Origin of the sequence: Curtobacterium sp. VKM Ac-1376 (genome assembly GCF_015351025.1) — a bacterium.
Lineage (GTDB): Bacteria > Actinomycetota > Actinomycetes > Actinomycetales > Microbacteriaceae > Curtobacterium.
Window position 1 is genome coordinate 142,740 of sequence record NZ_JADKRV010000003.1, and the last position, 26,770, is coordinate 169,509.

23 protein-coding genes are annotated in these 26,770 nt (G+C 71.1%); 18 read left to right on the top strand and 5 right to left on the bottom strand.

Translation table 11 applies throughout. The features are described 5' to 3' along the window. Nucleotides 1-26: 26 nt before the first annotated feature. Entirely contained in the window at nucleotides 27-1,385 is a 1,359-nt protein-coding gene (locus tag ITJ56_RS05550; RefSeq protein WP_194628495.1) for an extracellular solute-binding protein, read from the bottom strand. A gap of 208 nt (nucleotides 1,386-1,593) precedes the next feature. Here ITJ56_RS05550 and ITJ56_RS05555 point away from each other — a divergent pair, with 208 nt between their 5' ends. Beyond that, complete coding sequence (locus ITJ56_RS05555; protein WP_194628497.1) at nucleotides 1,594-1,935, top strand: hypothetical protein; 342 nt, start codon at nucleotides 1,594-1,596, stop codon at nucleotides 1,933-1,935. After that, nucleotides 1,916-3,082 carry a Vms1/Ankzf1 family peptidyl-tRNA hydrolase gene (locus ITJ56_RS05560; protein WP_194628499.1) on the top strand — a complete coding sequence of 389 codons (1,167 nt, stop codon included), beginning with the start codon at nucleotides 1,916-1,918 and terminating at the stop codon, nucleotides 3,080-3,082. The genes ITJ56_RS05555 and ITJ56_RS05560 overlap by 20 nt, the downstream gene beginning before the upstream one ends. A gap of 119 nt (nucleotides 3,083-3,201) precedes the next feature. Here the strand turns inward: ITJ56_RS05560 and ITJ56_RS05565 are convergent, their stop codons facing one another. Further along, a complete protein-coding gene (locus ITJ56_RS05565; protein WP_194628501.1) occupies nucleotides 3,202-3,777 on the bottom strand; it encodes a TetR/AcrR family transcriptional regulator in 576 nt (191 codons plus the stop codon). A 177-nt stretch (nucleotides 3,778-3,954) separates the two neighbouring features. Between ITJ56_RS05565 and ITJ56_RS05570 the strand changes: the two genes are divergently transcribed. Then, nucleotides 3,955-5,415: an MFS transporter gene (locus ITJ56_RS05570; protein ID WP_323749727.1), complete on the top strand. Its 1,461-nt coding sequence runs from the start codon at nucleotides 3,955-3,957 to the stop codon at nucleotides 5,413-5,415. A gap of 128 nt (nucleotides 5,416-5,543) precedes the next feature. Here the strand turns inward: ITJ56_RS05570 and ITJ56_RS05575 are convergent, their stop codons facing one another. Next, a complete protein-coding gene (locus ITJ56_RS05575) occupies nucleotides 5,544-6,758 on the bottom strand; it encodes an MFS transporter (protein WP_194628503.1) in 1,215 nt (404 codons plus the stop codon). An 80-nt stretch (nucleotides 6,759-6,838) separates the two neighbouring features. Between ITJ56_RS05575 and ITJ56_RS05580 the strand changes: the two genes are divergently transcribed. After that, nucleotides 6,839-7,540 carry a GntR family transcriptional regulator gene (locus ITJ56_RS05580; RefSeq protein WP_323749728.1) on the top strand — a complete coding sequence of 234 codons (702 nt, stop codon included), beginning with the start codon at nucleotides 6,839-6,841 and terminating at the stop codon, nucleotides 7,538-7,540. Between the two features lie 123 nt (nucleotides 7,541-7,663). Here the strand turns inward: ITJ56_RS05580 and ITJ56_RS05585 are convergent, their stop codons facing one another. Beyond that, nucleotides 7,664-7,813: a hypothetical protein gene (locus tag ITJ56_RS05585; protein ID WP_194628507.1), complete on the bottom strand. Its 150-nt coding sequence runs from the start codon at nucleotides 7,811-7,813 to the stop codon at nucleotides 7,664-7,666. Between the two features lie 227 nt (nucleotides 7,814-8,040). Here ITJ56_RS05585 and ITJ56_RS05590 point away from each other — a divergent pair, with 227 nt between their 5' ends. The 7 genes from ITJ56_RS05590 (at nucleotide 8,041) to ITJ56_RS05620 (ending at nucleotide 17,135) form a co-directional block, all read left to right on the top strand. Continuing rightward, nucleotides 8,041-9,141 (top strand): LacI family DNA-binding transcriptional regulator, encoded by a 1,101-nt coding sequence (locus ITJ56_RS05590; RefSeq protein WP_194628509.1) that lies wholly within the window; start codon nucleotides 8,041-8,043, stop codon nucleotides 9,139-9,141. A 258-nt stretch (nucleotides 9,142-9,399) separates the two neighbouring features. Then, nucleotides 9,400-11,142 carry an ABC transporter substrate-binding protein gene (locus ITJ56_RS05595; RefSeq protein WP_228517227.1) on the top strand — a complete coding sequence of 581 codons (1,743 nt, stop codon included), beginning with the start codon at nucleotides 9,400-9,402 and terminating at the stop codon, nucleotides 11,140-11,142. Further along, complete coding sequence (locus tag ITJ56_RS05600; RefSeq protein WP_194628511.1) at nucleotides 11,139-12,119, top strand: ABC transporter permease; 981 nt, start codon at nucleotides 11,139-11,141, stop codon at nucleotides 12,117-12,119. The genes ITJ56_RS05595 and ITJ56_RS05600 overlap by 4 nt, the downstream gene beginning before the upstream one ends. A gap of 58 nt (nucleotides 12,120-12,177) precedes the next feature. After that, a complete protein-coding gene (locus ITJ56_RS05605) occupies nucleotides 12,178-13,119 on the top strand; it encodes an ABC transporter permease (protein WP_194628513.1) in 942 nt (313 codons plus the stop codon). Beyond that, entirely contained in the window at nucleotides 13,116-14,981 is a 1,866-nt protein-coding gene (locus ITJ56_RS05610) for an ABC transporter ATP-binding protein (protein ID WP_194628515.1), read from the top strand. Before ITJ56_RS05605 ends, ITJ56_RS05610 begins: the two co-directional genes overlap by 4 nt. Further along, nucleotides 14,978-15,850, top strand: a complete 873-nt coding sequence (locus ITJ56_RS05615) for an alpha/beta fold hydrolase (protein ID WP_194628517.1) — start codon at nucleotides 14,978-14,980, stop codon at nucleotides 15,848-15,850. Before ITJ56_RS05610 ends, ITJ56_RS05615 begins: the two co-directional genes overlap by 4 nt. A gap of 88 nt (nucleotides 15,851-15,938) precedes the next feature. Next, entirely contained in the window at nucleotides 15,939-17,135 is a 1,197-nt protein-coding gene (locus ITJ56_RS05620) for a glycoside hydrolase family 1 protein (RefSeq protein WP_416354753.1), read from the top strand. A gap of 107 nt (nucleotides 17,136-17,242) precedes the next feature. Here ITJ56_RS05620 and ITJ56_RS18865 read toward each other — a convergent pair whose 3' ends face one another. Further along, the gene (locus ITJ56_RS18865; protein ID WP_194628519.1) at nucleotides 17,243-18,424 is read right to left on the bottom strand and encodes an ankyrin repeat domain-containing protein; all 1,182 of its coding nucleotides are present in this window, start codon (nucleotides 18,422-18,424) and stop codon (nucleotides 17,243-17,245) included. Nucleotides 18,425-18,579: 155 nt separating this feature from the next. Here ITJ56_RS18865 and ITJ56_RS05630 point away from each other — a divergent pair, with 155 nt between their 5' ends. The 7 genes from ITJ56_RS05630 to ITJ56_RS05660 are packed head-to-tail and all read left to right on the top strand — an operon-like array spanning nucleotide 18,580 to nucleotide 26,527. Continuing rightward, nucleotides 18,580-19,200: an acyltransferase gene (locus ITJ56_RS05630; protein ID WP_194628521.1), complete on the top strand. Its 621-nt coding sequence runs from the start codon at nucleotides 18,580-18,582 to the stop codon at nucleotides 19,198-19,200. Next, entirely contained in the window at nucleotides 19,197-20,297 is a 1,101-nt protein-coding gene (locus tag ITJ56_RS05635; RefSeq protein WP_194628523.1) for a DegT/DnrJ/EryC1/StrS family aminotransferase, read from the top strand. The genes ITJ56_RS05630 and ITJ56_RS05635 overlap by 4 nt, the downstream gene beginning before the upstream one ends. Further along, the gene (locus tag ITJ56_RS05640) at nucleotides 20,294-21,310 is read left to right on the top strand and encodes a Gfo/Idh/MocA family protein (protein WP_194628525.1); all 1,017 of its coding nucleotides are present in this window, start codon (nucleotides 20,294-20,296) and stop codon (nucleotides 21,308-21,310) included. Before ITJ56_RS05635 ends, ITJ56_RS05640 begins: the two co-directional genes overlap by 4 nt. Continuing rightward, nucleotides 21,307-22,614: a nucleotide sugar dehydrogenase gene (locus ITJ56_RS05645; protein ID WP_194628532.1), complete on the top strand. Its 1,308-nt coding sequence runs from the start codon at nucleotides 21,307-21,309 to the stop codon at nucleotides 22,612-22,614. Before ITJ56_RS05640 ends, ITJ56_RS05645 begins: the two co-directional genes overlap by 4 nt. A 4-nt stretch (nucleotides 22,615-22,618) precedes the next feature. Beyond that, on the top strand, nucleotides 22,619-23,875 hold the full coding sequence (locus ITJ56_RS05650; RefSeq protein WP_194628534.1) for a lipopolysaccharide biosynthesis protein: 1,257 nt from the start codon (nucleotides 22,619-22,621) through the stop codon (nucleotides 23,873-23,875). Between the two features lie 55 nt (nucleotides 23,876-23,930). Beyond that, a complete protein-coding gene (locus tag ITJ56_RS05655; protein ID WP_194628536.1) occupies nucleotides 23,931-25,109 on the top strand; it encodes a glycosyltransferase in 1,179 nt (392 codons plus the stop codon). Continuing rightward, nucleotides 25,106-26,527 (top strand): right-handed parallel beta-helix repeat-containing protein, encoded by a 1,422-nt coding sequence (locus ITJ56_RS05660; protein ID WP_194628538.1) that lies wholly within the window; start codon nucleotides 25,106-25,108, stop codon nucleotides 26,525-26,527. Before ITJ56_RS05655 ends, ITJ56_RS05660 begins: the two co-directional genes overlap by 4 nt. The last annotated feature ends 243 nt before the right edge of the window (nucleotides 26,528-26,770 follow it).

Genomic DNA, 26,770 nt, shown 5'->3' on the forward strand with positions numbered 1-26,770 from the left:
GGTCTGCCGGGTCGTGGTCTGCTGGGTCATCGTGCCGTCCTGACGCTGAGGCCCTTGTCCTTGAAGGACTGGACGATCTCCCGCTGTGCGAGCTCCACCGCGTCGCTGAGCTTGAGGCCCGAGGTGAGCTTGCGGCGGAACTGGTTCTGCAGCGACGTGAAGGCGGACTGGGTCACCGGGGACCACGACCACTCGATGTTCTGCTCCCGGGACGCCGGCACGAAGACCTCTTCGTTGTAGTTCTGCCCGGAGAACCACTTGCTCGGCTGCTGACGCTGCGCACCGATGTAGTCGACGGCGGGCGACCAGCCGATCCCGCAGTACTTGATCATCGCGTCGATGCCTTCCTTGGAGGTGGTCATCCACGTGATGAACTCGAGCGCCTCCTTGGGGTGCTTCGCGTTCGCCAGGACGGCGGCGGTCGAGCCGCCGATCGCGCTCGACCCGAACCCGTCGACGCCCCACTTCTGCATCGGGGCGACCTTCCACTTGCCCTCGCCGCCCTGCACCGACTCGATCAGGGCGTCGCCCCAGCTCGCGCTCGTGACCGCGGCGATCCTGCCGCTCGCGGCCGCGGCGTACCAGCCGGGGGAGTACGCGCCGGCGCTCGTGTCGACGAGCTCGTCGTCGATCGCGCGGTCGAAGAAATCGGCGACCATCAGGGTCTCGTCGTCGGTCATGTCGACGACCCACTCATCACCGTCGACCCTGAACCAGCGGGCACCTGCCTGTTGCGCATAGGCGGCGAACGGCGACGCGTCGGCGACGGGGAACACCTCGAGGTAGTTCTGCTTGCCGGTGCTGCGGACCTTGTCGGCCAGTTCACGCCACTCCTCCCACGTCGTCGGGGGTTCACCGCCGGCCTGCTCGAGGATCGCCGTCTGGTAGTAGAAGCCCATCGGCCCGGTGTCCTGCGGGATGCCGTAGATGCCGTCGACGAACGACACCTGTGCCCAGGCTGCCTCGTCGTACTTCGACTCGAAGTCCTTCGCGCCGTACCGGGCCAGGTCGACCAGGCCGTTGGCGAGCATGAACTCGGGGATCTGCCGCAGCTCGACCTGCCCGATGTCGGGCCCGCCACCGGCTGCGAGCGCGGAGTACATCTTCTGGTACCCGCCGGCGTTGCCACCGGGGATCCAGTTCGCCGAGACCTGGATGTCCGGGTGCGTCGTGTTCCAGACGTCGCAGACCTTCTGCAGGTCCTTGAGCCAGGCCCAGTAGGTGAGCTGGACGGTCTCACCCGATGCGGCGGCGGGCACGAGGGCCGCCTTGTTCACGTTGGTCGAGCCCGGGACCGCACAGCCGGCGAGGAGTCCCGCCGCCGCCGTGCCGAGGCCGAGGCCCAACAGGTGTCGTCTCGTGATGGGTCGTTCCGGTGGCGCCATTGCCACACTCCGTTCGTCGTTGATCGGGGTTCCCATCACCCAATCACAGAACCGAACGCCGTCGAGGTTTCGTGACCGTACCGACACTGCGCATTCCCGGCAGACCTTGGAACGGCCCCAGGTCCGGGCGCGGAGCGTGGGGTGCCAGAGCAGACACCGACGCCCCGGACGGCGATGGCCGCCGGCGGCACGACCGGGAGGAGAAGCGATGACCGAACGCGGGAACACCACCCACCGCGCCGAACTCGACGAGCAGCTCGCGCACGAGGCGCAGAGCATCGTCCAGGGGCACGGCAGCAACGCGCACGTCGAGGAGTTCCGGCAGTCCGAGCCCGTCCCCGACGACACCGACGACCCGGAGACGGTCACCGCCTCCGGCTACGACGGCGAGCTCGAGGGCGAGTTGCAGGACGACGCCACCAACGTGCTCCCCGAGGACGACGCGGACCTGGCCGACCCCCTGCCCAGCGGCGAGGGCGACGGCGCCGATCCGACCGTGTACAGCACCGAGACCGGGGAGGGCAGCACCGATGGCACTGACGCAGAATGAGGCACCGCACCTGCAGTCCGGCATCGCCGAACGGCTGAAGCGCGGCGGCACCTGGACCTGGGCGTACGTGGACGCTTCAGGCGACCGCGAGGACCCGCAGCACCTCGCCGCGCTGCAGCGCCGGAAGGCCGAGGACATGCTGCGATCGGCCGGAGCCGACGCCGAGGTGATCGACACCGTGATGGCCGAGCTCGAGGAGACCCCCGGTGTCCCGGCGCCGGTCAGCCGGTACGTGCTCGTCCACGACGGCGAACTCGTGCTCAGCGAGGTCCTGCCCGGCGAGATGCACGCCCCGACCTCGGTCGGACACGACCCCGTCCCCGACCTGCTGCCGCTCCTGGCACACCGCCCGCTCGACCTGCCCTTCCTGGTGGTCGAGGTCGGCCGCGAAGGCGGCGGCTACCGTGCCTACCGCCTCGGGCACGCCGACGTGCCGGACCAGCGCGACGAGCAGCGCGTGCAGGGCCGGACCGACACGCTCCACAAGTTCCAGGGCGGCGGATGGGCGCACCTGCGCTGGCAGCACCACACCGAGGAGATCTGGCGCGACAACCAGAACGAGGTCGCCACGGCCATCGACGAGGCCTTCCGGCGGCTCCAGCCGAAGCTCATCGTCGTCGCGGGTGACATCCGCGCACGCGGCCTCCTGCTCGACCAGCTCTCCACCGAGTCCCGCGCCGTCGTCTCCGAGGTCCCCGTCGACACCCGGGCCTCGGACGCATCGGAGACCGCGCTCGTCGAGCACGTCGACATCGCCCTCGCACGCGTCATCGCGACCCGCAGGCACGACTTCGAGGACCTGCTCCGCACCCACGTCGGTCGGGGCGACAACCAGACGGTCGCCGGGCTCGGCTCCGTCGTGGACGCACTGCAGCAGGCGCAGGCATCGGTCGTCGCCATCGACGCCGGTGCCATCGGTGACCGGACGTTGCTCGCGCTCGGGGCGGTCCCCTGGATCGCCACCGCACCCGAACAGGCCGCCGGGGCACCCGTCATCGGGCCGGTCCCGGCGGTGTGCGCACTGGTCCGGGCGATCGCCCTCACCGACGCGGAGCTGCTGCTCGTGAACGCCGCGTCACTGCCGAACGGGACTCCGGCGGCGGCGCTGCTGCGCTGGCCGGTGGGACCGGCGGTGCCGGCTGCCTGAGCGGTGACAGAACGACGGACGGGAGGCCCGGTGCCGGCTGGTACCGGGCCTCCCGTCCGACCCGGCGCGGCGGACCGATCCCCACGGAACCCGCCGTCGCCGCTAGGGCGGTCCGTCTGTCACACGAGAAGGCGGGCCACCGCACCGTGCACGATCTCGCGTTGCTCGTCGACGTCGGGCACGACACCAGCGGCCCCGTCCACCCTCGGCAGCAATGACCACGCCGTCGCGATCGACAGCACGAGGACGAAGACATCGTCCAACGACCATCGGGTGGTGCCCGTGCTGAGCCGCAGGAGCTCTGCCGTCGACGCCTCGCGCACGGATGCGAGCACGGCGAACGACGCCTGCCAGTCGTGCGTGTCCTCCAATCGGGCCCAGCTCAGCAGCCGCTGGTTCGCCGGGTTGTCGACGAAGTGGTCGAACACTGCCACAGCGAAGTCGGCGACACTGTCGACCCCGCTGCCCGGCGCACTGGTCCTCGCCACCGCCGCACCGAGCTCGGAGAAGGAACGGTTCAGCACCGTGGTGAACAACGACTCCTTGTCCCCGAAGTTGGCGTAGATCCGCTCCTTGCTGCAGCCCGCCGCTGCGGCGATGCGGTCGACGCGCGCCCCGGCCAGGCCCCGTGCAGAGAACTCGTCGGTCGCGGCACCGAGGATGCGCCGTCGGGTCTCCTCTGCGTGATAGGCCATCCGCCGAAGATACCCCGCACCGAAACAACCAACCAGTAGGTAGGATGGTCGGGTCCCCGTGTCGTGACAGGTGCCTCCCGTACCCGCCTCGCCTCCCGTCATCGCGGAAGTCCGGGGTGACGAGTGCGGGGCGGGTGCCCACAGCACGGCAGGACCCGCACCCGCACCAGGAGACCAGTGACCACCTCAGCAACCGGATCTGTCCCGACCACCGACACCGCGCATCCCTCGTCCAGGCGCTGGTGGGTGCTCGTCATCGTCGGCCTCGCCCAGCTCGTCGTCGTGCTCGACGGCACCATCGTGAACATCGCCCTGCCGCAGGCGCAGGCCGAGCTCGGCCTCAGCGACGAGAGCCGCCAGTGGGTCGTCACCGCGTACGCTCTCGCCTTCGGAGCGCTGTTGCTGCTCGGCGGCCGCATCTCCGATTTCTGGGGCCGCAAGCGTACGTTCATCGTCGGGATGGTCGGCTTCGGTGCCGCGTCGGCACTCGGCGGCCTCGTCTCGACCGGCGAGCTGCTCGTCGTCGCCCGCGCGCTGCAGGGCGCCTTCGCCGCATTGCTCGCCCCGGCCGCGCTCGCCGTGCTGACGACCACCTTCACGCGCGGTCGCGAGCGCAACACGGCGTTCGCCGTCTTCGGCGCGATCTCGGGTGCCGGCGCCGCCGTCGGCCTCGTTCTCGGCGGCGTGCTCACCGAGTACGCCAGCTGGCGCTGGTGCCTGCTCGTCAACGTGCCCGTCGTGCTCGTGGCGATCGTTGCGGCTGTCCTCGTCGTGGGTGAGAGCAAGGCCGAGGGCGACAACCGGCTCGACATCGCCGGCACGATCGTCGTCGCACTCGGTCTCGCGTCGTTGGTCTACGGCTTCACGCAGGCCGAAGATGGCTGGGGTGACCCGGTGGTCATCGGCTTCATCGCGCTCGGCATGGGCTTGCTCGCTCTGTTCGTCCTCGTGGAGAAGCGCAGCGATCACCCCTTGCTGCCGCTCAGCGTCCTGACCAACCGGGTGCGAGGCGGGGCGTTCCTCGTGCAGCTCCTCGTCGGGAGCGTCATGATCGGCGCGCTGCTCTACCTCACGTTCCACCTGCAGATCGTGCTCGGTTTCGGCCCGCTCGAGGCGGGGATCGCCACCCTGCCGATGACCGTCGTCATCATGATCCTCGCCCCGGTGTTCACGAAGCTGCTGCCCGCCATCGGGCCCCGCGTCCTCATGATCGTCGGGCCGCTCGTCGCGGCCGTCGGCCTGTTCTGGCTGTCGCGAGTGACCACTGACGGCTCCTACGCCGTCGAAGTGCTGCCCGCCCTGATCGTCATGGGCGTGGGCCTTGCCGCGATCTTCGTGCCGATGCAGAACCTCGCACTCGCCGGCGTCGCCCCGCACGAGGCGGGCGCCGCCAGCGCCACGTCGAACGCGATGATGCAGATCGGCGGTTCGATCGGTCTCGCGGTGTACACGAACCTCTACGCCTCGGCCGCGGCAGGCAGCGCCGCCACGGGGCTCGGGGCCCTCGTCGACGGGTACTCGGCAGCGTTCGTCGGGGCCGCGATCGCAGTGCTCGTCGCCGCGCCGATCTCGTTCTTCATGATCCGCGGATCCAAGGAGGAGCTGCTCCCGTCAGGTCCGGTCGTGCACCTCGGCTGAGCGTCGAACGGCACCACGCGTCCTCGTCATCCGGACGCAACCGAGGACGACGTGTTCGGCGCGGCCCGGAACCGGAGCCTCGCAGTCCGTGGTCTGGTGCGGCGCACGGTCGCGCAGGTCGCTCCCGCTCAGTCGTGCGAGCGGTCGCTGCGGGGGACGAGGGGCACCGCGAGCAGCGGGAGCACCGCGACGATGCCGAACGACGCCGCGAAGCCGAGCGCACCGACCAGGGCACCCATCCCCGGACCGACGACGCTCGCCGCGACGAACTGCCCGGTGTTCTGCGCGCCGAGCGCCCGGCCGGACCAGAACGGCCCCGCCGCCTCGGCGACCGACGTGTAGGCCAACCCGTTGTCGGCGACCGTGACGCTCGTCGCGAGCACCAGGAACACCGCCGCTCCGGCCAGGTGCGTCGTGTCCACGAGCGCGAGCACGGCCATCACCACCGCGGCGCTCACCGCGACGATGCGCAGCGGTCCGACGCGGGACCCGACGCGGTCACTCCAGACACCGACCAGGATCCGACCGATCGCGCCGACGAACTGTGAACCGCCCACCAGCAGGCCCGCTGCCGGGGTCGGCCAGCCCAGGCCCACGAGCCAGACCAACCCGTACGTCGACAGCGTGAACTGCGGCACGACCAGCAGCGCCGACACCGCGTGCACCCGCCACAGGAACCCGTTCGACCGGTACGGGTTGGCGGTCACCGCCGCAGCCACGGCAGCACGGGCCGGACGCGGCGGGTCCGTGATCCCGACCGTGCAGCAGACGGCGAGCACCGCGCACAGCACGATCGGCAGCACCAGTGCGGCTCGGATGCCGGACCCCTCGGCGAGCTGCGGGACGGTCACCGCTGCGAGCGTCACCCCGAGGGGCTGGGACATCTGCCGGATGCCCATCGCGAGCCCTCGGCGCTCCTTCGGGAACCAGCCCACGACGACGCGGCCGCTGGCGGCGTTCGTCGACGCGCTCGTCATGCCGGCGGCCAGGAACGCGAGGCCGAGCAGCACCGGGTCGCCCGCCGCGGCCCACGCACCGACCACCGCGAGCGTGGTGAGCACCAGCCCACCGGCGATGACCACCCGTTCCCCGAAGCGGTCGGTGATCGCTCCCCAGGCGATGAGCGTCAGGACCATGCCGAAGGTGGGGGCGGCGGCGAGCAGTCCCGCGACGGGCAGCGACGTGCCGTGTGCGTGCAGGTACGGGATGAGGAGCGCCGGCGCGGACACCACGAGCGTGCCGGCGGCCTGGGCGGCGACCCCGAGGGCGAGCATGGTCCATGCCCGGGCCCCGATCGCGGTGGTCCGCGGTGTGCGCTGCTGCGGTGCGTTCGTCGTGGACATGGCGTCGTTCCATCCTGGAAGCAATTGGTATACCATGACGGTATACCATTCAGGACAACACGCCGCTAGGCTTGTCCGCCGTGACCGACACGACCGACGACGAGCCCGTGTCGCAGACGGCCCAGCTCTACGACAACCTGCGCGCAGCCATCCTGACCCTCGACATCGCACCCGGTGAGCGCATCTCGGAGCGCGGCCTCGAGGCCCGGTTCCATGCTTCGCGCACGCCCGTCCGAGCCGCACTGTCGCGGCTCGAGCGCGAGGGGCTCATCCTGCACGAGGGGCGCTCGTGGACGGTCACGCCCATCGACCTCGACGAGATCGCCTCCCTGGCCGAACTGCGCGGGATCCTCGAGCCGGCGGCCGTCCGGCTCGCGGTCGCCCGCGCCAGCGCTCAGCAGCTCGCCGAGGTCCGCGGGCACCTCGACGCGCTCCGGCCCACCCCGGACCAGCAGGCCGGCATCCGGATGGGGTCGACGTTCCACCTCGACCTCGCGGCGCTCGGCGGCAACCGGTTCATCACGGACGCCGTCGCCGACGCGCTGACGCGGTTGGAGCGCACCCGGTGGATCGAGGTCCGCACCCCCGAGGCGCGCGACGCCGCGTGGCAGGAACACAGCGCCATCCTCGACGCCGTGCGCGACGGTGATGCCGACCGCGCCGCGGAACTGGTCGCAGCGCACGTCGCCGGTACGAACGACCGACTGCTCGGCTTCATCGCACAGGAGCGACGCCGCCTCCGCGGGGCGGGTATGGCGATCGTGGGTGCCACGGAACGCTGACGCGCGCGCCGCTCACGAGCGCACGGAAGCATGCGGGCGTGACCGCCCGTACGGCGCGACCAGCGTGGGGACGGCGAACCGGGCCTCCTGGCCGTGACGTCGGGGGAGGCCGGGCGCGGGCCGCTACGGGCGGTCTGCCGACTCCTGCGGCGCGTCGACGTCGTCGAACGTGCGGATGGAATCCGTGCGTTCGAGCAGCGCGTCGCGCACCTCGGCCTCGTCGTGGCTCGCGCGGAGGGCGAGCTTGCTCCCGGAACGTGTCGACTGTGACATGTCGTGTCCTTCCCCTGTGTGTGGGCAACCTGATCGGTGCGGGCACGCGGCCCGCTGGTGCGCTTCCTCACGGGACGTACTGAGGTCGGAACAGTGTCGCTCGCCCGGTGTCGTCCCGCAAGCGTTTCCGGCAGCGTGTGGAGAACTCCCGGCGGGCGGCATGCCTAGGATGGTCCGGCCGCACGGTCGAGGCGCGGCACCAGCGGACGTCGGACGGGAGGCACGGGTTGGCCGACCAGCGCACCGCACCTCCCACGGTCTACGACGTCGCCGCCGCAGCCGGCGTCTCCATCGCCACCGTGTCGCGCGTGCTCCGCACGCCCGATGCCGTCCGCGAGGGCACCAGGGACCGCGTCCAGGCGGCGATCCGGACCCTCGGCTACGTCCCCTCCGGCAACGCCCGCGCCCTCGCCGGCAAGCGCACCGGCGTCGTGGGACTGCTGCTGCCCGGCTTCGACGTGGTCCCCGACGAACGACCCGACCTCGTCACCGACGGCGGCGTCCGCGTGGTCGACGACCGGCGGCACGTGACGCAGCCGTTCTCCTCGAACCTGTACTTCGACGAGGTGCTGCGCGGCGCCGAGACCGAGGCGTGGCAGCGCGGTCTCGCGCTCATGGTCGCTGCCGGCCGGGGGTCGTCGCGCGACGTCATCGTCAACGACGTCGCCGGTCGGGTCGACGGGCTCGCCGTGCTGGCGCAGACCGTGCCGGACGACCTGCTCGAGCACGTCGCCCGACGTGTCCCGGTCGTGGTGCTCGCCGACGACCGGCGCTCCCACGGGTTCGACTCCGTCAGCGTCGACAACGCGGCCGGCATGCGGACCCTGGCGTCGCACGTGATCGGGCAGCTCGGCATCCGGTCGCTCGCGTACGTCGCGGGGCCGATCGACTCGCCGGACGACATGGAGCGCTCGGCAGGCTTCCGCGCCGCGCTGGCCGACCACGGGGTGCCGGCGTCGGCCGTCCGGGTCGTGCACGGTGACTTCGGGCGGGTGCGGGCCCGGGAGCTCGCGGGTGCGCTGCTCGCCGACGTCGTGCCGCGTGCCGTCGTCTGCTCGAACGACCAGTCCGCGCTCGGGGTGCTCGACGCTGCTGCTGCCCGGGGGCTCCGCGTGCCCGAGGACCTCGTCGTGACGGGGTTCGACGGCATCGACGCCGGGCGGTTCTCGTCGCCCCGGCTGACCACGGTGCACCAGCCGATGGGGGCGCTCGGGCGTGCTGCCGTCCTGGCCATCGTGGACCGGCTCGAGCGCCGCGAGGGGCCGCCCCGCGCCGTGCGCCTGCCCGTCGAGGTGCTGTTGCGCGAGAGCTGCCCGCCCACGCTGTAGCCGGGCGCCCGGCTCGCACCGTGCGAGGGGCGTGTGGTGCGAGGTTCCGTGTTCAGTGCGACCCTGGCGGCCTCGCACCACGGACGGAACCTCGCACCATGCGCGACGCCCCTCGCACCGTGCGAGCATGCGCACCGTGCGACGCCCCGACGCCCCCGCCCACCGTGCCGCCCCGCCAAACAACACCCGCGGTTGCACACCGCGATGTAAGCGCATACATTGAGCACGAACCGAATCGACATGGAGGTCGACCGAGCAATGACGCTTCCCCCACAGCGCACGCGCGGCAAGCGCGACCCAGGCCCCCGGCGACGCGGCCGTCTCCTCGCGGCCATCGCCGGCCTCGCCGCAGTGGCCCTCGTGGCCACCGGCTGCAGCATCCAGGTCCGCTCCGAACCCGATCCCACGATCGGCAAGGACACGATGCTCATCAACGCCGACCGCGGCAACCCGCTGTTCGACCGCAACTTCAACCCGTACATCGCGAACGCCCGCACGGCCTCCAAGTGGATGTACGAGCCCCTCATCGAGGTGAACCCCCTCGACGGCAAGCGCAACCCGTGGCTCGCCAGCGCGTGGAGCCAGCCCGACGCGAAGACCATCGACATGACGATCCGCTCCGGTGTCGAGTGGTCCGACGGTTCGCCGTTCAGCGCGAAGGACGTGGTCTTCACCTTCGACCTGCTCAAGAAGTTCCCCGCCATGGACGTCAAGGGCGCCTGGCAGCACATCACGAGCATCGAGCAGGACGGTGACCACGTCGTCTTCCACCTCAAGAGCGAGGACGTCCCGAGCCTGACGATCATCGGGCAGACGTACATCCTGGGCGAGGACCACTGGGGCGGCGTGGAGGACCCGACGACCTGGCGCGATCCGAACCCGGTCGGCACCGGTCCGTTCGTCCTCGGCAACTACACCGACCAGCAGTACTCGATGAACAAGAACCCGAAGTACTGGCAGGCCGACAAGATCGCCATCAAGCACCTCATCCTGCCGGCGACGAACACGCAGCTCGACACCGTCACCCGCGGCTACGACTGGGCGTACTCGTTCATCTCCGACGTGAAGGGCACCTGGGGTGCCGCGTCCAAGACGAACGAGTGGTGGTTCCCGGCCGGCGGTGTGATCGGCCTCATCCCGAACCTCACGAAGGCGCCGTACAACGACGTCAACGTCCGCCGGGGGATCTCGCTCGCGCTGAACCGTGACGACATCGCCGAGACCGCGTCCGAGGGCAACCTGTCGGCGGCGGGCCAGACCGGCCTGATCCTGCCGAACCAGGAGCGCTACCTCAACCCGGACATCCCCGACCAGGGCATGGTCACGCAGGACACGAAGGCCGCGCTCGAGTCCTTCGAGAAGTCCGGCTACACGGTGCAGGGCGGCAAGATCATGAAGGACGGCAAACAGCTGTCCATCAACATCATGACCGCGAACGGCTACTCCGACTGGCTCCGTGCTGCGCAGGAGGTCCGCCGCGACCTGACGGCGATCGGCATCAAGGTCACCATCCAGGCGCCGCAGCCCGCCGGCTACCAGCAGAACATCAACAACGGCACGTTCGACATGGCGATGGGCGGCATGGGCAACGGCGACGTCTACCAGGCGTTCAACTCCCTGCTCAGCAGCGAGTTCTACCAGCCCGTCGGCAAGTCGACCGTCAACAACTACGAGCGCTACAAGAACGCCGACACCCAGAAGCTCCTCGACGAGTACAGGGCCACGACGGACACCGCGAAGCAGCAGGAGATCCTCGACCAGCTGCAGCAGACCGTCTACGACGAGCTCCCCGTCATCGGCATGTACTACGGCGGCCTCTGGGGGCTGTTCAACACCGGCAAGTTCGTCGGGTGGCCGAGTGCGGAGGACCCCTACATGGCACCGCAGAACTACGACTCCGCACCGCTGCTCATCTTCACCAAGCTCCGCCTGCGCGACAGCGCCGCCGGCAAGCAGATCCTGCGGGAACAGGGCGACCAGCAGCAGGAGGACCAGAAGTGAAGTACATCCTCCAGAAACTCGTCCTCTTCGTCCTGACCCTCTGGGCCGCGGTCACGCTCAACTTCCTGCTCCCGCGCCTGATGCCGGGCAGCCCTGCCGACGCTGCGCTCGCGAAGCTCAGCCAGAACGGTCCCGTCACCGACGCGACCAAGAAGGCCATCGAGGCCCAGCTCGGCGTCCCGACCGGCAGCCTGTGGGACCAGTACGTCAGCTACCTGCACCAGGTCATCACCCTCGACTTCGGCACGAGCTACACGTTCTACCCGCAGCCCGTCGGCGACCTCGTGTCGAAGGCCCTGCCCTACACGCTGATCCTGGTCGGCGTCGTCACGATCTTGGCGTTCGTGCTCGGCACCCTGATCGGGGTCGCAGCGGCGTGGAAGCGCGGCACCTGGCTCGACTCGCTCCCGACGCTGTCGGGGAGTTTCATGTCGACGTTCCCGTACTTCTGGACCGCCCTGCTCCTGCTGTTCTTCCTCGGCTACGTGCTGCACTGGTTCCCGACCACGGGCGCCTACTCGGCCACGACGACGCCGGGTCTGAACCTCGACTTCGCAGAGGACGCCCTGCAGCACGCGGTGCTGCCGGCGGTCACGATCCTGGTGACGAGCCTCGGCGGCTGGATCATCGGCATGCGCAACGCGATGATCAACACGCTCGGTGACGACTACGTGACCTTCGCCGAGGCGAACGGCCTGCGCGGACGCACCGTGGCCATCCGCTACGCGGCCCGCAATGCGATCCTGCCGAACCTGACCGGCTTCGGTCTGGCGCTCGGTGGCGTGGTCGGCGGTTCCGTCCTGGTCGAGCAGGTGTTCGGCTACCCGGGCATCGGCTACCTGCTGTTCAACGCCGTGATCGGGCAGGACTACCCGCTCATGCAGGCCCTCTTCCTGATGATCACCGTGTCGGTGCTCATCGCCAACTTCATCGTGGACGTCATGTACGGCGTCCTGGACCCGAGGACGCGTCGATGACAAACAACATCACGAAGGCGGCGTGCTGCGCCCACATCGAGCACCCGGGGGCACGTCGATGACCAACAACGCAACCATCGCCGTGCGAACGCAAGACACGGAAGAACAAGCAGCGCCATCCAAGTGGCGCGCGGCCGCCCGCCAGTTCGGCGTCGTCTGGTCGAACGGGAAGGCCCGGACCGGCATCATCATGCTCGGCGTCTTCGTGCTCGTCGCGATCTTCGCCCCGCTCCTGGCCCCGTACGGCGCCAGCCAGAACGGCTTCGCCCGGTCCGCCGACGCGACGCCCGACCACTGGATGGGCACCACCGCCGCCGGCGAGGACGTCCTGTCCCAGATCATCTACGGCGCCCGCATCTCGGTCATGGTCGGTGCGGTCGCGGGCATCCTGTCCACGCTCGTCGCCGTCGCGATCGGCCTCAGCTGGGGCTACGTCCGCGGCTGGGTCGCCGAGGTCATCGGGTTCATCGTGAACCTGTTCCTGGTGATCCCGGGTCTGCCCCTGATGATCGTCATCGCCGCGTACCTGCAGAACGGCGGCATCGCGGTCATCATCGCGGTCATCGTCGTGACCGGTTGGGCGTGGGGCGCTCGCGTGCTCCGCTCGCAGACGCAGTCGCTGCGCGGCCGGGACTTCGTCACCGCCGCCCAGTTCTCCGGTGAGGGCGCGACGCGCATCGTGTTCCGCGAGATCCTGCCGAACATGACGAGCCTCATCGTCGGCAGCTTCTTCGGAGCCGCCACCAGCGCCATCCTCGCCGAGGCGGGCCTCGAGTTCCTCGGACTCGGCGACTCGTCGATCGTCAGTTGGGGCACGATCCTGTACTGGGCGCAGAACTCGAACGCGCTCCTCACCGGGCAGTGGATCCTGCTCTTCGCGCCGGGCCTCTGCATCGCGCTGCTCGCGATGAGCCTCACTCTGATCAACTTCGGCGTCGACGCCGTGTCCAACCCGCGGCTGCGCGACGGCGCACGGCCCCGTAAGGAGAAGCGCGCATGAGCGGCTTGCCAGAAACGCACCCGGCAGACGGCCTGGGCCCACGCCGCCGGTACCGGACCGACGCGCCAGCGGCGGGCCGGCCGAGCCGGTGGGGAGAGGCGCCCACCGGCGCCGCCACGGGCCTCCAGTCCGACAGCGGTGAGGTCCAGGGCGACGCCTCCGTCCTGCTCGACGTCCGCGACCTGTCGGTCGTCTACGAATCGGCCGGCCAGACGGCCGTCCAGGCCGTCGACCACGTGTCCTTCCAGCTGCGGAAGGGCGAGTTCGTCGGCCTGGTCGGCGAGTCCGGTTCCGGCAAGTCGACGCTCGGCTACGCGCTGACCCGGCTGCAGAAGCCGCCGGCGCGCACGAACGGCGGCAGCATCGTCTTCGCGGGCAAGGACATCCGCGACCTCGACGACGAAGCCCTGCGCCAGCAGCGGCAGGGCGGCTTCGCCATGGTGCTGCAGTCCGGCATGAACGCGCTCAACCCGGTGCGCACCATCCGGAACCACTTCATCGACGTCTTCAAGGCGCACGGCCACGTGTCGCGCGACCGCTGGGACGCCCGGATGAAGGAGCTCATCGAGAAGGTGAAGCTGCCGACGTCGATGCTCGCCCGGTTCCCCGGGGAGCTCTCCGGCGGCATGCGGCAGCGCGTCTCCATCGCCCTGGCGCTCTCGCTCGAGCCGCAGCTCATGGTGTTCGACGAGCCGACGACGGCGCTCGACGTGCTCGTGCAGCACGCCGTGATGGACACGATCATCGAACTCCAGCGCACCGAGGGCTTCACGGCGATCCTGATCAGCCACGACCTCGGCATCGTCCTCGAGGCCACCGAGCGCGTCCTCGTCATGCACGAGGGCCGCATCGTCGAGGACGGCGGCTCCCGCGAGATCCTCCGTGACCCGCAGGACGAGTACACGCAGATGCTCCTGTCGCACTACGCCGACCCCCGCGCCGAGGTGGTGTCGCTGCCGGGCTTCCCGGACCGCTCGCTCCGTGCCGAGGCCGGCGAGAAGCGGCAGGAGACGACCTCGTCGTTCAGCACCGTCGGGTCCCGCGAGCGCAGTGCCGCCCGCAACCCGATCGTCGTCGACCACATCGTGAAGACCTACCCGGCGCCCCGCCGTGGTGAGCAGCCGGTGCAGGCCGTGCGCGACGTGTCGTTCACCCTCGAGCCCGGGCAGTCGCTCGCCCTGGTCGGCCAGTCCGGTTCGGGCAAGTCGACCATCGCGAAGCTGCTCACCGGCGTCGAGAAGCCGACCACCGGCACCGTCCGGTTCGGCGACCTCGACGTCGCCCGCCTCGGCAAGCGCGGCCTGCGGGACCTGCGCTCCGAGGTCCAGATGGTGTTCCAGGACCCGTACTCGGCGCTCAACCCGCTGCACACGGTCGAGTACACGCTGTCCCGCCCGATCGCGAACTACACCGGGCTCACCGGGCGCGATGCCCGACGCCGGGTGCTCGAGCTGCTCGAGACGGTGGGGCTCACCCCCGTCGAGCAGTTCGCGCAGAAGCTCCCGCACCAGCTCTCCGGCGGCCAGCGGCAGCGCGTGGTGATCGCTCGGGCGCTCGCGAGCGACCCGCAGGTGATCATCGCCGACGAGCCGGTGTCGATGCTCGACGTGACGCTCCGTGCCGGGGTGCTCGCGCTCCTCGAGGACCTCCGCGAGCAGTGGGGCGTGTCCCTGCTCTACATCACGCACGACCTGCTGAGTGCGCGGCTCATCACGGACGACATCATGGTGCTCCACGAGGGCGCCGTGGTCGAGCGGGGTCACACGGCCGAGGTGCTGCAGAACCCGCAGGACCCGTACACGATCGCCCTCCTCGACGCCGTGCCGAACCCGCGGCGCACGCTCATGGAAGGACGACCGTGACCACCCTGCACGACTTCCCGACGGTGCCGCCGTTCGGACACCTGCCCACCCCGGACGGCGTCGACGTGGTCGGGATCGACGTCCCGGTCGGTCGACTGACGGCCTACCGGATCGTGCCCGAAGGGGTGTCGAAGGGCACCGTGCTCATCGTCCCCGGGTACACCGGCTCGAAGGAGGACTGGCGCACGTTCCTGCCCGTCCTCCGCGACGCCGGGTGGACCGTGGTCGCGATCAGCCGACGTGGTCAGGCGGACTCGGCCGCGCCGACCGAGCCGCGGGACTACTCCCTCGACGAGGAGGCCGCCGACGTCGTCCGGGTGGCGCGCCTGCTCGACGACGGCGCACCCGTGCACCTGATCGGGCACTCGCTCGGCGGCGTGATCGTCCGGGCTGCCGCGCTCCAGGACCCGACGGCGTTCCGCGACGTCGTGCAGTTCTGCTCCGGCCCGCACGGCTGGCCGTACCGCAAGGTCACCGAGCTGACGATCCTGCACGACACCGGCGGGAACCTCCGGCAGCTGTTCGACTCGACGAACCCGCTCTGGGCGTACCGTCCCGACGACGAGCTGCCCGACGACGTCCGGATGGTCCGTGACCGCTTCGACGCGACGAGCCCGCTCAGCGTCGTCGCCGGTGGTCACATCCTCGAGGACCACACCGACGCCTCCGACGCCCTGCGCGCCACCGGGCTACCGGTCCTCGTCGCCCACGGCGAGTGGGACAACGCCTGGCCGATCCCGTGGCAGCGGGCGATGGCCGAGCAGACCGCTGCCGAGTACGTCGTCGTCCCGGCGAGCTACCACGGTCCCCAGGTCGAGAACCCGCTCGGGACGGTCGCCGTCTTCGACGCCTTCCTGAGCCAGCACTGACCTGAGCCAGCACTGACCTGAGCCAGCACTGACCTGAGCCAGCACTGACCTGAGCCAGCACTGACTCGAACAAGCACTGAAAGGCACGATCATCTCCACGCTGCAGTTCCCCGACGGCTTCCTCTGGGGTGCCGCCACCGCCGCCCACCAGATCGAGGGCAACAACGTCAACAGCAACTGGTGGGTGCACGAGCACGAGCCGGACACCACCATCGTCGAGCCCTCGGGCGACGCGGCGGACAGCTACCACCGGTACCGCGAGGACATCCGCATCGCCGCCGAGCTCGGGCTGAACTCGTACCGGTTCAGCATCGAGTGGTCCCGCATCGAGCCCGAGCGCGGGTTCGTCAGCCGTGCCGAGGTCGACCACTACCGCCGCATGGTCGACGCCTGCCACGAGTTCGGCATCGAACCGATCGTCACCCTCATGCACTTCACGGTGCCGCGCTGGTTCGAACGCGACGGCTTCTGGCGGGCACCCGACGCCGCCGACCTGTTCGCCCGCTACACCGAGGCCGCGCTCCCCGTGGTGCAGGACGGTGTCCGCTACGTCTGCACGATCAACGAACCGAACATCGCCGCGATGCTCGCCGGCGGCGAGGACGCCTCGAACCTGGTGGCCTACGGCCTGCCGAACCCGGACCTCGGCGTCGCCGACGCCCTGCTGGCCAGCCACAGGCGGTCGCGCGAGGTGCTGGGACAGGTGTCGGGCCTCCAGTCCGGGTGGACCATCGCGACGCAGGCGTTCAAGTCGTCCGGCGAGCCCGGGGCTGACGCGATGCTCCGCGAGTACGGGTACCCGCGCGACGACTGGTACCTGGAGCAGGCCGCGGGGGACGACTTCCTCGGCGTGCAGGCCTACACGCGCACGTTCATCGGGCCGGACGGGCCCCTGCCCGTCCGCGAGGACGTCGAGACGACCCTGACCGGCTGGGAGTTCTACCCCGAGGCCTCGGCCGACGGGCTCCGCAGCGCGTGGGAGCGCTCCGGCGGCGTCCCGCTGATGATCACCGAGAACGGCATCGCCACCGCCGACGACTCCCGCCGGCAGGCGTACACGCAGGGTGCCCTCGAGGGCATCCACCGGTGCATCGAGGACGGCATCGAGGTCCTCGGCTACCAGCACTGGTCGCTCCTGGATAACTACGAGTGGGCCTCCGGCTTCCGCCCGACCTTCGGGTTGGTCGCGTGGGACCCGGAGACCTTCGCGCGCACGCCGAAGGAATCCGCCCGCTGGTACGGGCGGGTCGCGCAGGCGAACGCCCTCGAGTCGGTCACCGTCTAGGACGGTCGGCCCCGCGAGCGCGCGGCGGACGGGAGGCCCTGCTCCCGTCCGCCGCGCTTCGTCACGTCCGGCATGTGCCCGGGCACGGGCCGGGGTGCGGGCTGCGCTCAGACTGCGGCGAGCAGGTCGGCGACGGCGGTCTCGCGGAGCAGCTCCGCGCGGTCCGCGGCGGTCGAGCCCTCGTCGTCGACGGCGTCCCGGTCGACGTCGAGCGTCAGCACGACCCGGACCGTGTCGAGGTCGCCGGAGTCGACGGCCGCGATCAGCAGCGTCGCGCCACGTGATCCGCGCGCCCGGGTGTCCGCACCCGCGGCCGCGAGGGCACGCACGATCGCGGCGTGGCCGCCCCATGCGGCGCGGATGATCGGGGTGTTGCCGTCCGTGTCACGCGCCTCCAGGTCGGCACCCGCGGCGATCAGCACGTCGACCGCCCGGCGCGCGTCGCGGTCGATCGCCAGCGTCAGCGGCGTCCGCCCCTCTGCGTCGACCAGCTGGAGTGTCGCTCCACGGCGCAGGAGCTCCTCGAGCATCTCGGGGTGGTCGAACCACGCGGCGGCGTGCAGCGGGGCGAAGCCCCAGCGGGGGTCGACGTCGTCGACGTCGCTCGCGTCGTCGGCCAGGTGCAGTCCGCCGAGGTCGCCGTAGGCCGCTGCCCGCACCACCTCGGTCGTCCACTCGACCCAGCCGTCCGGTACCGGGCCGTGCCAACCGCGGGGCGGGCGCCCGTCGAGTCCGGCGTAGGTGGTCTCGTCGACGCTCCGCACCTCGACCGAGACGTCGGTGAAGCGGATCGCCACCTCGCCGACCGGTGACACGAGCAGGCGCAGCTCCCACTGGTCACGGCCCGCGTGCTCGACCTCTCCGCGGGCCACGTGGGCGTCCCCGGCGAGCAGGGCGTCGGGATCCAGGCCGACGGGGTCGATCACGGCGTCGTCGAAGCGCAGGGTGACGCGGGCATGGTTCCACCGCCGCCAGAGGCCGTCGGGGGTGTCGAGCACCTCGTCGTTCCGGACGACCACCTGCAGGTGCAGGACCACGGGGTCGGCCTCGCCGTGGTCGGGGAGTGCCGCGGTGTCGTCGGCGGTGTCCTCGGACGGGCTCGTCGCGTGCCGGTGTGCGGGTTCGGCGCGCCAGGTGGCCACCCGGGCGTCCGTCCACCGGACCGTCGCGAGTGCCGCGACGGGCGGGGGTGCGTCCTCGACCAGGCGTGCGAGGTGTTCGGTGTGGCCGTCGAAGTCCTCGAGGGACACGTAGCCCACGGAAGGCCAGTTCACTCGACTCCAACGCACGCGACGACACTACCGGCCGATCGGGCACGAACCGGGCTCCTGCGATGCGAAGTGAGCATTGCGCTCGTGATCATCACACTTGATATGTCGTACGTGAATATCGTACGCTGGTCCGGCAGCGGAGGTTCCGCCGCGTCCGATCCGGAAGCGCAACCATGAACCCGAGACCCACCATCCCGAACGCCTACGTCGCCCCGTCCGCCGTCGTGTCAACGTCGGCGGTGGTCGAACCGGGCGTCCGCGTCTGGGACAACACGCACGTCGAAGCCGAAGCCACCATCGGCAGCGAGACGCTCATCGGCCGTGGCGTCACCATCGGGGCAGGCGTCCGGGTCGGCGCCCGCTGCAAGATCCAGAACGGCGCCCTGGTGTACGGCCCCGCCGTCATCGGCAGCGGGGTCTTCATCGGTCCGGGCGCGGTCCTGACCAACGACAACACCCCGCGTGCGATCAACCCGGACGGTTCCGTGCAGGACGCCCACGACTGGCGACCGACGGCCGTCGTCGTGGAGCACGGTGCCTCCATCGGCGCCGGCGCACTCTGCGTCGCGCCGGTCCACGTCGGTCGCTGGGCCATGGTCGCGGCCGGTGCCGTCGTCGTCCACGACGTCCCGGACCACGCGCTCGTGGCCGGGGTGCCCGCCCGTCGCATCGGCTGGGTGAGCCGCACCGGTCGACGTCTGGCGCAGGTCGACGACCACACCCTGGTCTGCACCGAGACCGGCGACCGCTTCCACCACTCCGAGACCACCGACACGATCGAGGCGATCCGATGACCACCACCACACTCGAACTCATCCCGGCGGCGAAGCCGCTCATCGGCACCGAGGAACGCCGCGCCGTCGACGCCGTCCTCGAAGGCGGCGGTCTGGCGCAGGGACCCGAGGTCGCCGCGTTCGAGCGCGAGTTCGGCGACGTCCTCGTCGAGGGCGCGTCGGTCACCGCCGTGAACAGCGGCACCGCCGCCCTGCACCTGGCACTGGTCGCGCTGGGGATCGGCCCCGGTGACGAGGTGATCGTCCCCTCGTTCACCTTCGCCGCCACGGCCAACGCCGTCCGGCTCGTCGGCGCCCAGCCGGTGTTCGTCGACGTCGACCCGGTGACCTACTGCGTCGACCCCGTCGCGGTCCGGGCAGCCGTCACCCCGGCCACCCGGGCGATCATGCCGGTCCACCTGTACGGGCACCCCGCGGACATGACCGCGATCGCACAGCTCGCCGACGAGCACGACCTGCTCGTCGTCGAGGACGCGGCACAGGCCCACGGAGCCCGGTGGGCGGGCACGCGCGTCGGCAGCGGTTCCGACGCAGCGGCGTTCAGTCTCTACCCGACCAAGAACATGACCGCGGGCGAGGGCGGCATGGTGTCGACGCGAACCCCGGACGTCGACCGCATGCTCCGGCTGCTGCGGAACCAGGGCATGGAGCAGCGGTACGCGAACGAGGTCATCGGCTTCAACGCGCGCATGTCCGACATCCACGCTGCGATCGGGCGGGTCCAGCTCCGGAAGGTCCTCGGCTGGACCGCGCAGCGCCAGGCGAACGCCGCGTACTTCACGCGCGAGCTCGACGGTGTCGTCACCCCGACGACCGACCCGCGAGCCGAGCACGTCTTCCACCAGTACGTCGTCCGGGTGCCGTCGGACCGCGACGGCTTCGCGGCCGCACTCCGCTCCGAGTTCGGGATCGGCTCCGGCGTCTACTACCCGACGCCCGTGCACCGCCTGCCCTCGTTCGGACACGACGTCGACCTGCCGGAGACCGAGCGCGCTGCGGCCGAGGTCCTCGCGCTGCCGGTGTACCCGACCCTGACGCTGTCCCAGCTCGACCGCGTCGTCCAGGCCGTCAACACCCTCGCCGGGGCCGGACGATGAGCGGGGTGCTGCGGGCCGGAGTCATCGGCCTCGGGATGATGGGGCGCCACCACGCAAGGGTCCTGCGGTCGCTCGACGGAGTGGAACTCGTCGGCGTCGCCGATGCCCTGGGCGACCTGCACGACGTCGCGCAGGGGGTGCCGGTCCTCCGTTCCGTCGATGAACTCATCGGCATCGGCATCGACATGGCCGTCGTCGCGGTCCCGACCGCCCTGCACGAAGCCGTCGGTGTCGAACTCGCCGCGGCCGGGGTGCACGCGCTGATCGAGAAGCCGGTCGCCGTCGACGGTCCGGCCGCCAGGCGCCTCGTCGCCGCGTTCGACCGTGCCGGCCTCGTCGGCGCGGTGGGGCACATCGAGCGCTACAACCCGGCACTCCAGGCGCTGCGACAGCGACTCGACGCGGGTGAGCTGGGCGACGTCTACCAGATCGTCACCCGCAGGCAGGGCCCCTTCCCCGCGAGGATCGCCGACGTCGGCGTGGTGAAGGACTTGGCCACCCACGACATCGACTCGACCTCGTGGATCGCCCGGTCACCGTTCGCCCACGTCGGCGCCCTGGCGGGTACCAAGAGCGGTCGGCCGCACGAAGACCTCGTCACCGTCACCGGTCGCCTGGCCGACGGCACCCTGACCTCGCACCTCGTGAACTGGCTCACCCCGTTCAAGGAGCGGCTCATGATCGTCACCGGCGACCGCGGGACCTTCGTCGCCGACACCCTGACCGCCGACCTGACCTTCCACGAGAACGGCACGGTCCGGACCGAGTGGGACCAGGTCGCCGCGTTCCGGGGTGTGTCCGAGGGCGCCAGCACGCGGTTCGCGATCGCCAAGCGGGAGCCCCTGCTCGTCGAGCACGAGGCCTTCCGCGACGCCGTCCTCGGGCGGCCGTCCGACATCGTCACCCTCCGTGACGGACTCCGCACGGTGCTCGTCGCCGAGGCCGTCCTCGAGTCCTCCCGGATCCAGCAGACCGTGCAGATGGGCACGGACGCAGAAGGAGCAGCAGCATGAACGTCGTCGTCGTCGGTCTCGGCAAGATCGGGCTCCCGCTCGCCGTCCAGTACGCACGGTCCGGTGCCCGCGTCACCGGTCTCGACGTCGCGAGCGGGGTGGTCGACGCGGTCAACGCGGCCACCGAGCCGTTCCCCGGCGAGCACGGGCTCGCCGACGGCCTGCGAGAGGTCGTGCCCGCGGGGCACCTCCGCGCGACCACGGACGCCGCCACGGCGATCCCCGGCGCCGACGTCGTCGTGGTCGTCGTGCCGCTCTTCGTCGACCACGACGGGATCCCGGACTTCGGCTGGATGGACGCCGCGACGGAGTCGATCGCTGACCACCTGCGCCCGGGGACACTCGTCGCCTACGAGACCACCCTGCCGGTCGGGACCACGCGAGGGCGCTGGGCACCCCGTCTCGAGGCCCGGTCCGGACTCGTCGAAGGACGCGACTTCCACGTCGTGTTCTCGCCGGAGCGCGTCCTGACCGGGCGGGTGTTCGCCGACCTGCGGCGCTACCCGAAGCTCGTCGGCGGGCTCTCCGTCCGGGGGTCGGCGCTCGGCAGGGCCTTCTACGAGAGTGTCCTGCAGTTCGACGAGCGGGACGACCTCGATCGGCCGAACGGCGTCTGGGACCTCCGGACGGCCGAAGCCGCCGAGCTCGCGAAGCTCGCCGAGACCACCTACCGCGACGTGAACATCGCCCTCGCCAACGAGTTCGCCCGGTTCGCGGAAGGGCAGTCGATCGACATCGCCGACGTCATCGAGGCCTGCAACTCCCAGCCGTACAGCCACATCCACCGTCCCGGCATCGCCGTCGGCGGACACTGCATCCCGGTGTACCCGCGGCTGTACCTCTGGAACGACCCCGAGGCGACGGTCGTCCGTGCCGCCCGTGCCAGGAACGCCGCGATGCCGGAGCACGCCGTCGCCCTGCTCGAGCGACTGCACGGCGACCTGCGCGACCAGCACGTGGTCGTGCTCGGTGCTGCCTACCGCGGCGGTGTCAAGGAGACCGCCTTCTCCGGGGTCTTCGGCACCGTCGACGCGCTCCGGGCTCGTGGCGCCGTCGTGACGGTGTCCGACCCGCTGTACTCGGACGACGAGCTCCGCCGGCTCGGCTTCGAGCCCCACGTCGAGGGCGATCGGGTCGACGCTGCCGTCGTGCAGGCCGACCACGCCGAGTACGCGACGTGGGACGAGTCCCGGCTGCCCGGCGTCCGGACGGTCGTCGACGGCCGACGGGTGCTCGACGCCGCTCGGTGGGCGTCCACGACGGTCACGGCGATCGGTGCGCCCCCGGTCCCGCCGTCGGTCTGACGCCGTGGCCTCCACGCCACGGCGGCGTCTGCCGGCGATCGGGACGATCCTCGTCGGCACGGTCCTCGGGCAGGGACTCGTCGTGGCGATTTCGCCGCTGCTGACGCGGCTCTACAGCCCGTCGGACTTCGGCACCCTCGCGGTCGTCACGGCGGTCGCGAGCATCCTCGGTGCCGGGGCCACCCTCGGCACCGATCGCGCTCTGGTCGTCGCACACGACACGGCGACGACCAGGGCGCTCGTGGCGATCGGGTTGCTCTCGACGCTCGCCGTCGGGGCCGTCACCGCCGGCGTCGTCTGGGCGCTGCGGATCGAGGCAGTGCGCTGGTTCGCCGCCCCGGCGCTCGAGTCCCTCTGGTGGATCGTCCCGGTGACGGTCGTCGCCGTGGGTGCCCAGCGGATCGCGTCGGCCGTCCTCGCGCGGCGGCAGTGGCACCGTTCCATCGCGGTGCGCAACGCCTGCCAGGGCATCGGGCAGTCCGCTTGGAACCTGACGATGGCGGTCGCCGGTCCGGTCGGGTTGGTCGGCGGTCTGGCCGTCGGGAGGCTCGCGGCGCTCCTGGGCATGGTCCGGTTCCGGCGAGGTGCTGGCGACCGGGTGACCATGCAGACGCTCGCCGCCGCGGCCCGACGGCACCGGCGGTTCCTGCTCATCACCCCGTGGTCGTCGATGCTGAACGTCATCGGCCAGCAGGCACCGAGCCTGCTCATCGCCGCGGTGCACGGCAGTGTCGCCGCGGGGTTCGTCGCGCTCACGATGCGCGTGCTCGGCGCACCGGTGGGCATGGTCGCCGACGCGACGGCGCAGTACGCGGCCGGGGCGTTCGGCCTGCGCATCCGCTCGGGGAACCCGGTACGCCGGCTCCTGGTCGGGCTCGTCGTCCGGTTGGCGGTCGCCGGCTCGGTCGCTGCACTGGTCGTGGTGCTCCTCGGCCCGGCGGTGTTCTCGTCGGTGTTCGGTCCGGAGTGGGCCGTGTCGGGGGCGTATGCGCAGCTGCTCGTGCCGGCGTTCGCGATCCAGGTCGCCGTGTCGCCGGTCACCCAGGTGCTCTCGATGCTCCAGCGTCAGGGTGCGCAGCTGACGTGGGACGGCTCACGTCTCGTGCTGTCCACTTCGGCTGTGCTGGTGCCGTCACTGCTCGGTGCGCCGATGCCGGTCGTGCTCCTGGCCCTCGCACTGGCGATGGCGGTGTCCTACGCGGCGGTGCTCGTGCTCGTCCTCCGTTCGGCGCGGGTCCACGACCGGGGGCTCGCCGACTGAAACACGACATGTACATAACTCGTTCGATGGCCGTGTCGGCCCGTAGTTTCGCTGCATGGCTCCTCGACCCCGCCCGTTCGACATCGTCCACGTCTCGAGTGCCCATCCGTGGACCGACAACCGCGTACACCTCCGCGCCGCGGGGAGTGCGGCGACCGCCGGGTACCGCACCGCACTGATCGCCGTCGCAGCAGCGGGGGACGCCCCGGACCCCGATTGGGACAGCCCCGATCCCGACACCGGCGTGTACGTCCGCAGGATCCCGGCACGACGCCGCAGCCGGCGCGTGCTGGTGTCGTCCGTCCAGGCCGTGTGCGCGGCCCTGTCGTCGCGTGCGCCGATCGTGCACCTCCACGACCCGGAGCTCCTGTGGGCCGTCCCGGTCCTCCGCTGCCTGCACCGGACGGTCGTCTACGACGCGCACGAAGACCTGCCGGACCAGGTGCGGGGCAAGGAGTACCTCGGACCCGTCGCCCGACGTGCCAGCACGATGGCCGCGCACGCTGCGCTGGCCGTCGCCCGGGGTTCGAGCACGGTCATCGCGGCGACCCCGACGATCGCGCGTCGGTTCCCAGCGGACCGCACGGTGCTGGTCCGGAACGTGCCCCAGCTCCGCGCAGCGGACACCGAGGCGCACGCGGTCACCGATCGCGACAGGGTCGTCGTCTACATCGGGTCGATGAGCCGAGACCGCGGCATTGACGTGCTGGCCGGGGTCGCGTCGTCCCCGGCGCTCCCGGACGGCTGGCGGATGCTGACGGCGGGGCCCATCGACGGAGCCGTCGACCGCCGCGCCTTCGACGAGCTCGTCCGCACGGGCAGGATCGACCACCGCGGCGTGGTGCGCCCCCGAGCCGCACGCGACCTGCTGGTGACCGCGCGGATCGGGCTCCTGCCGCTCTTCCCCACCCCGGCGTACGCGGCCTCGATCCCGACCAAGCTCTTCGAGTACCTGGCAGCCGGGCTCGCGGTCGTCGCGACGGACGTCCCCCTCTGGCGCGAGCTCCTCGCGGGCACCGACTGCGCCACCTGGGTGCCACCGGGCGATCCAGAGGCGATCGTCGCGGCGATCCGTCGGTACGACGACGATCCCGAGCTCCTCCGGAACCACGCCGAGGCCGGACGTGCCCTCGTGCTGGAGCGCTTCCGCTGGGACCGTGAGGAGCAGGTCCTCCTCGACCTGTACCGTTCGCTCTCCGGTGCAGCACCGGTGCCGGAAGCGGTCGCTCGGTGACGCGCGGCACGTCGTCCCGACCAGTCGTCACCCGACGAGCCGCGCTGTTCGGGGCCGCCAGTGCGATCCCGGTCGTGCTGCTCCCCACCGACGGGGCACAGGCATCGCCCGGGCAGTCCGGACGCGCCGACGTCGACGCACGGGGGGCGCGGGCAGCACAGTCGGTGTCCGACATCGGCGCGGCACGCTTGCAGGACGCCGTCACCGCCACCGACCCCGACGGGGTCCTCGTCGTGACCAGGCACTGGGTGCTCTCGGAACCCCTGCGGATCGACCGGCCGCTGGTGATCCGGTTCGTCGGCGGGTCGCTCTCCACCGTGCGTGACATCGATCTGGTGCTGGTCACGGTCTCCGGGGTGACCATCGTCGATGCCGTCCTCCGCGGGTCCGGTGCGGACCACTCCGGACTCGGCCGCGGGGTGCACGTCGCGGGCACGGCAGCGCGACCACTGCGGGACGTGCACGTCCTGGGCGCGGACATCCGTGACTTCCCGCACGACGGGGTGCTGCTCGAGCACTGCGCCGGCTTCAGCGTGGACGACAGCCTGATCACCGACATCGGGTACGCCGGCGTCCTCATGTTCTCGTGCACGGACGGTGCCGTGCGGCGCAACCGCATCGCGCGGATCGTCCAGCCGAAGCCGTACCCGAACTCCTACGGGATCGAGGCGGTGCGCGCCACGACGACCGGGCTCGTCGGCGCACCGCGGTCAGCTCGGATCGTCATCGCCGACAACCACGTCTCCGACGTCCCCTCGTGGGAGGGCATCGACACCCACGGCGGGCAGTCCATCGCGATCCTGCGCAACCGTGTCGAGAACTGCCGGGTGGGCATCGCCATCGTCCCCTCGAAGGACGAATCGGACGCGAGCGCGACCAAGTACGCGCCGCTCGACTGCTCCGTCATCGACAACATCGTGCACCGCACGACTCCCGGGCCCGGCTCCGGCATCATCATCCGCGGCGCGGGGGAGACCGTCGGAGACCGTGCTGAACGGGCCAACGGCATGGTCCTCCGCAACACCGTGACGGGCTACGGCGACGGAGATCGCGACGGGGCGGTGCTCGTCTACCTGACACGACACCTGCTGATCGCACACAACCACCTGCCCGGCGGCGTTCGACGTGGCCTCTCGCTGTACCACTCGAACGACGGCATCGTCCTCGTCGGCAACCGCATCGCGGGCCTGCGCACACAGGGCACGGCCACCTCTGTCGCGATCGACGTCCGCGCCTCCGAGAACCGTGGCCACCTGATGGGCAACCGGTACGAGGGGAGCGCCGAGAGCGGTGCCGTCTACGGTGTGCTCTGCCGACAGACGGCCAACGACCTGGTACTCGTCGACAACGACTGGGCCGCGACGACGACCGCAGTGGTGGCGGGTGCCGGCGCGGTGATCCGCGTCCGGGAGGGCTGAGCTGCCCGTCGCCCCGCTGCGCGTCGCCCCGACGCTCGTCCAGTCGTCGCGCGCTCGGGCGTCCTCCGTCGCTCGGCCTTCGGCCGTGGGGCTGCCCTGTTCGCCGTGGTGCCGGAGCGTGCCACACGGCGGCCACCCGAGACCCTGGTCGGCGCCGGAGCATGCGCCCGTGCCGTCGCACGACTCCGAGCCACACGACCACGGGGCACACCGCTCTGATCAGCACGCTCCCACCCGCTCCGC

Bases quoted from the DNA above. Each gene is read 5' to 3' on its own strand.
- ITJ56_RS05640 (WP_194628525.1), top strand. From the start codon at position 20,294: ATGAGCGGGGTGCTGCGGGCCGGAGTCATCGGCCTCGGGATGATGGGG.
- ITJ56_RS05655 (WP_194628536.1), top strand. From the start codon at position 23,931: ATGGCTCCTCGACCCCGCCCGTTCGACATCGTCCACGTCTCGAGTGCC.
- ITJ56_RS05645 (WP_194628532.1), top strand. From the start codon at position 21,307: ATGAACGTCGTCGTCGTCGGTCTCGGCAAGATCGGGCTCCCGCTCGCC.
- ITJ56_RS05595 (WP_228517227.1), top strand. From the start codon at position 9,400: ATGACGCTTCCCCCACAGCGCACGCGCGGCAAGCGCGACCCAGGCCCC.
- ITJ56_RS05630 (WP_194628521.1), top strand. From the start codon at position 18,580: ATGAACCCGAGACCCACCATCCCGAACGCCTACGTCGCCCCGTCCGCC.
- ITJ56_RS05610 (WP_194628515.1), top strand. From the start codon at position 13,116: ATGAGCGGCTTGCCAGAAACGCACCCGGCAGACGGCCTGGGCCCACGC.
- ITJ56_RS05550 (WP_194628495.1), bottom strand. From the start codon at position 1,385: ATGGCGCCACCGGAACGACCCATCACGAGACGACACCTGTTGGGCCTC.
- ITJ56_RS05575 (WP_194628503.1), bottom strand. From the start codon at position 6,758: ATGTCCACGACGAACGCACCGCAGCAGCGCACACCGCGGACCACCGCG.
- ITJ56_RS05560 (WP_194628499.1), top strand. From the start codon at position 1,916: ATGGCACTGACGCAGAATGAGGCACCGCACCTGCAGTCCGGCATCGCC.
- ITJ56_RS05635 (WP_194628523.1), top strand. From the start codon at position 19,197: ATGACCACCACCACACTCGAACTCATCCCGGCGGCGAAGCCGCTCATC.
- ITJ56_RS05605 (WP_194628513.1), top strand. From the start codon at position 12,178: ATGACCAACAACGCAACCATCGCCGTGCGAACGCAAGACACGGAAGAA.
- ITJ56_RS05555 (WP_194628497.1), top strand. From the start codon at position 1,594: ATGACCGAACGCGGGAACACCACCCACCGCGCCGAACTCGACGAGCAG.
- ITJ56_RS05565 (WP_194628501.1), bottom strand. From the start codon at position 3,777: ATGGCCTATCACGCAGAGGAGACCCGACGGCGCATCCTCGGTGCCGCG.
- ITJ56_RS05585 (WP_194628507.1), bottom strand. From the start codon at position 7,813: ATGTCACAGTCGACACGTTCCGGGAGCAAGCTCGCCCTCCGCGCGAGC.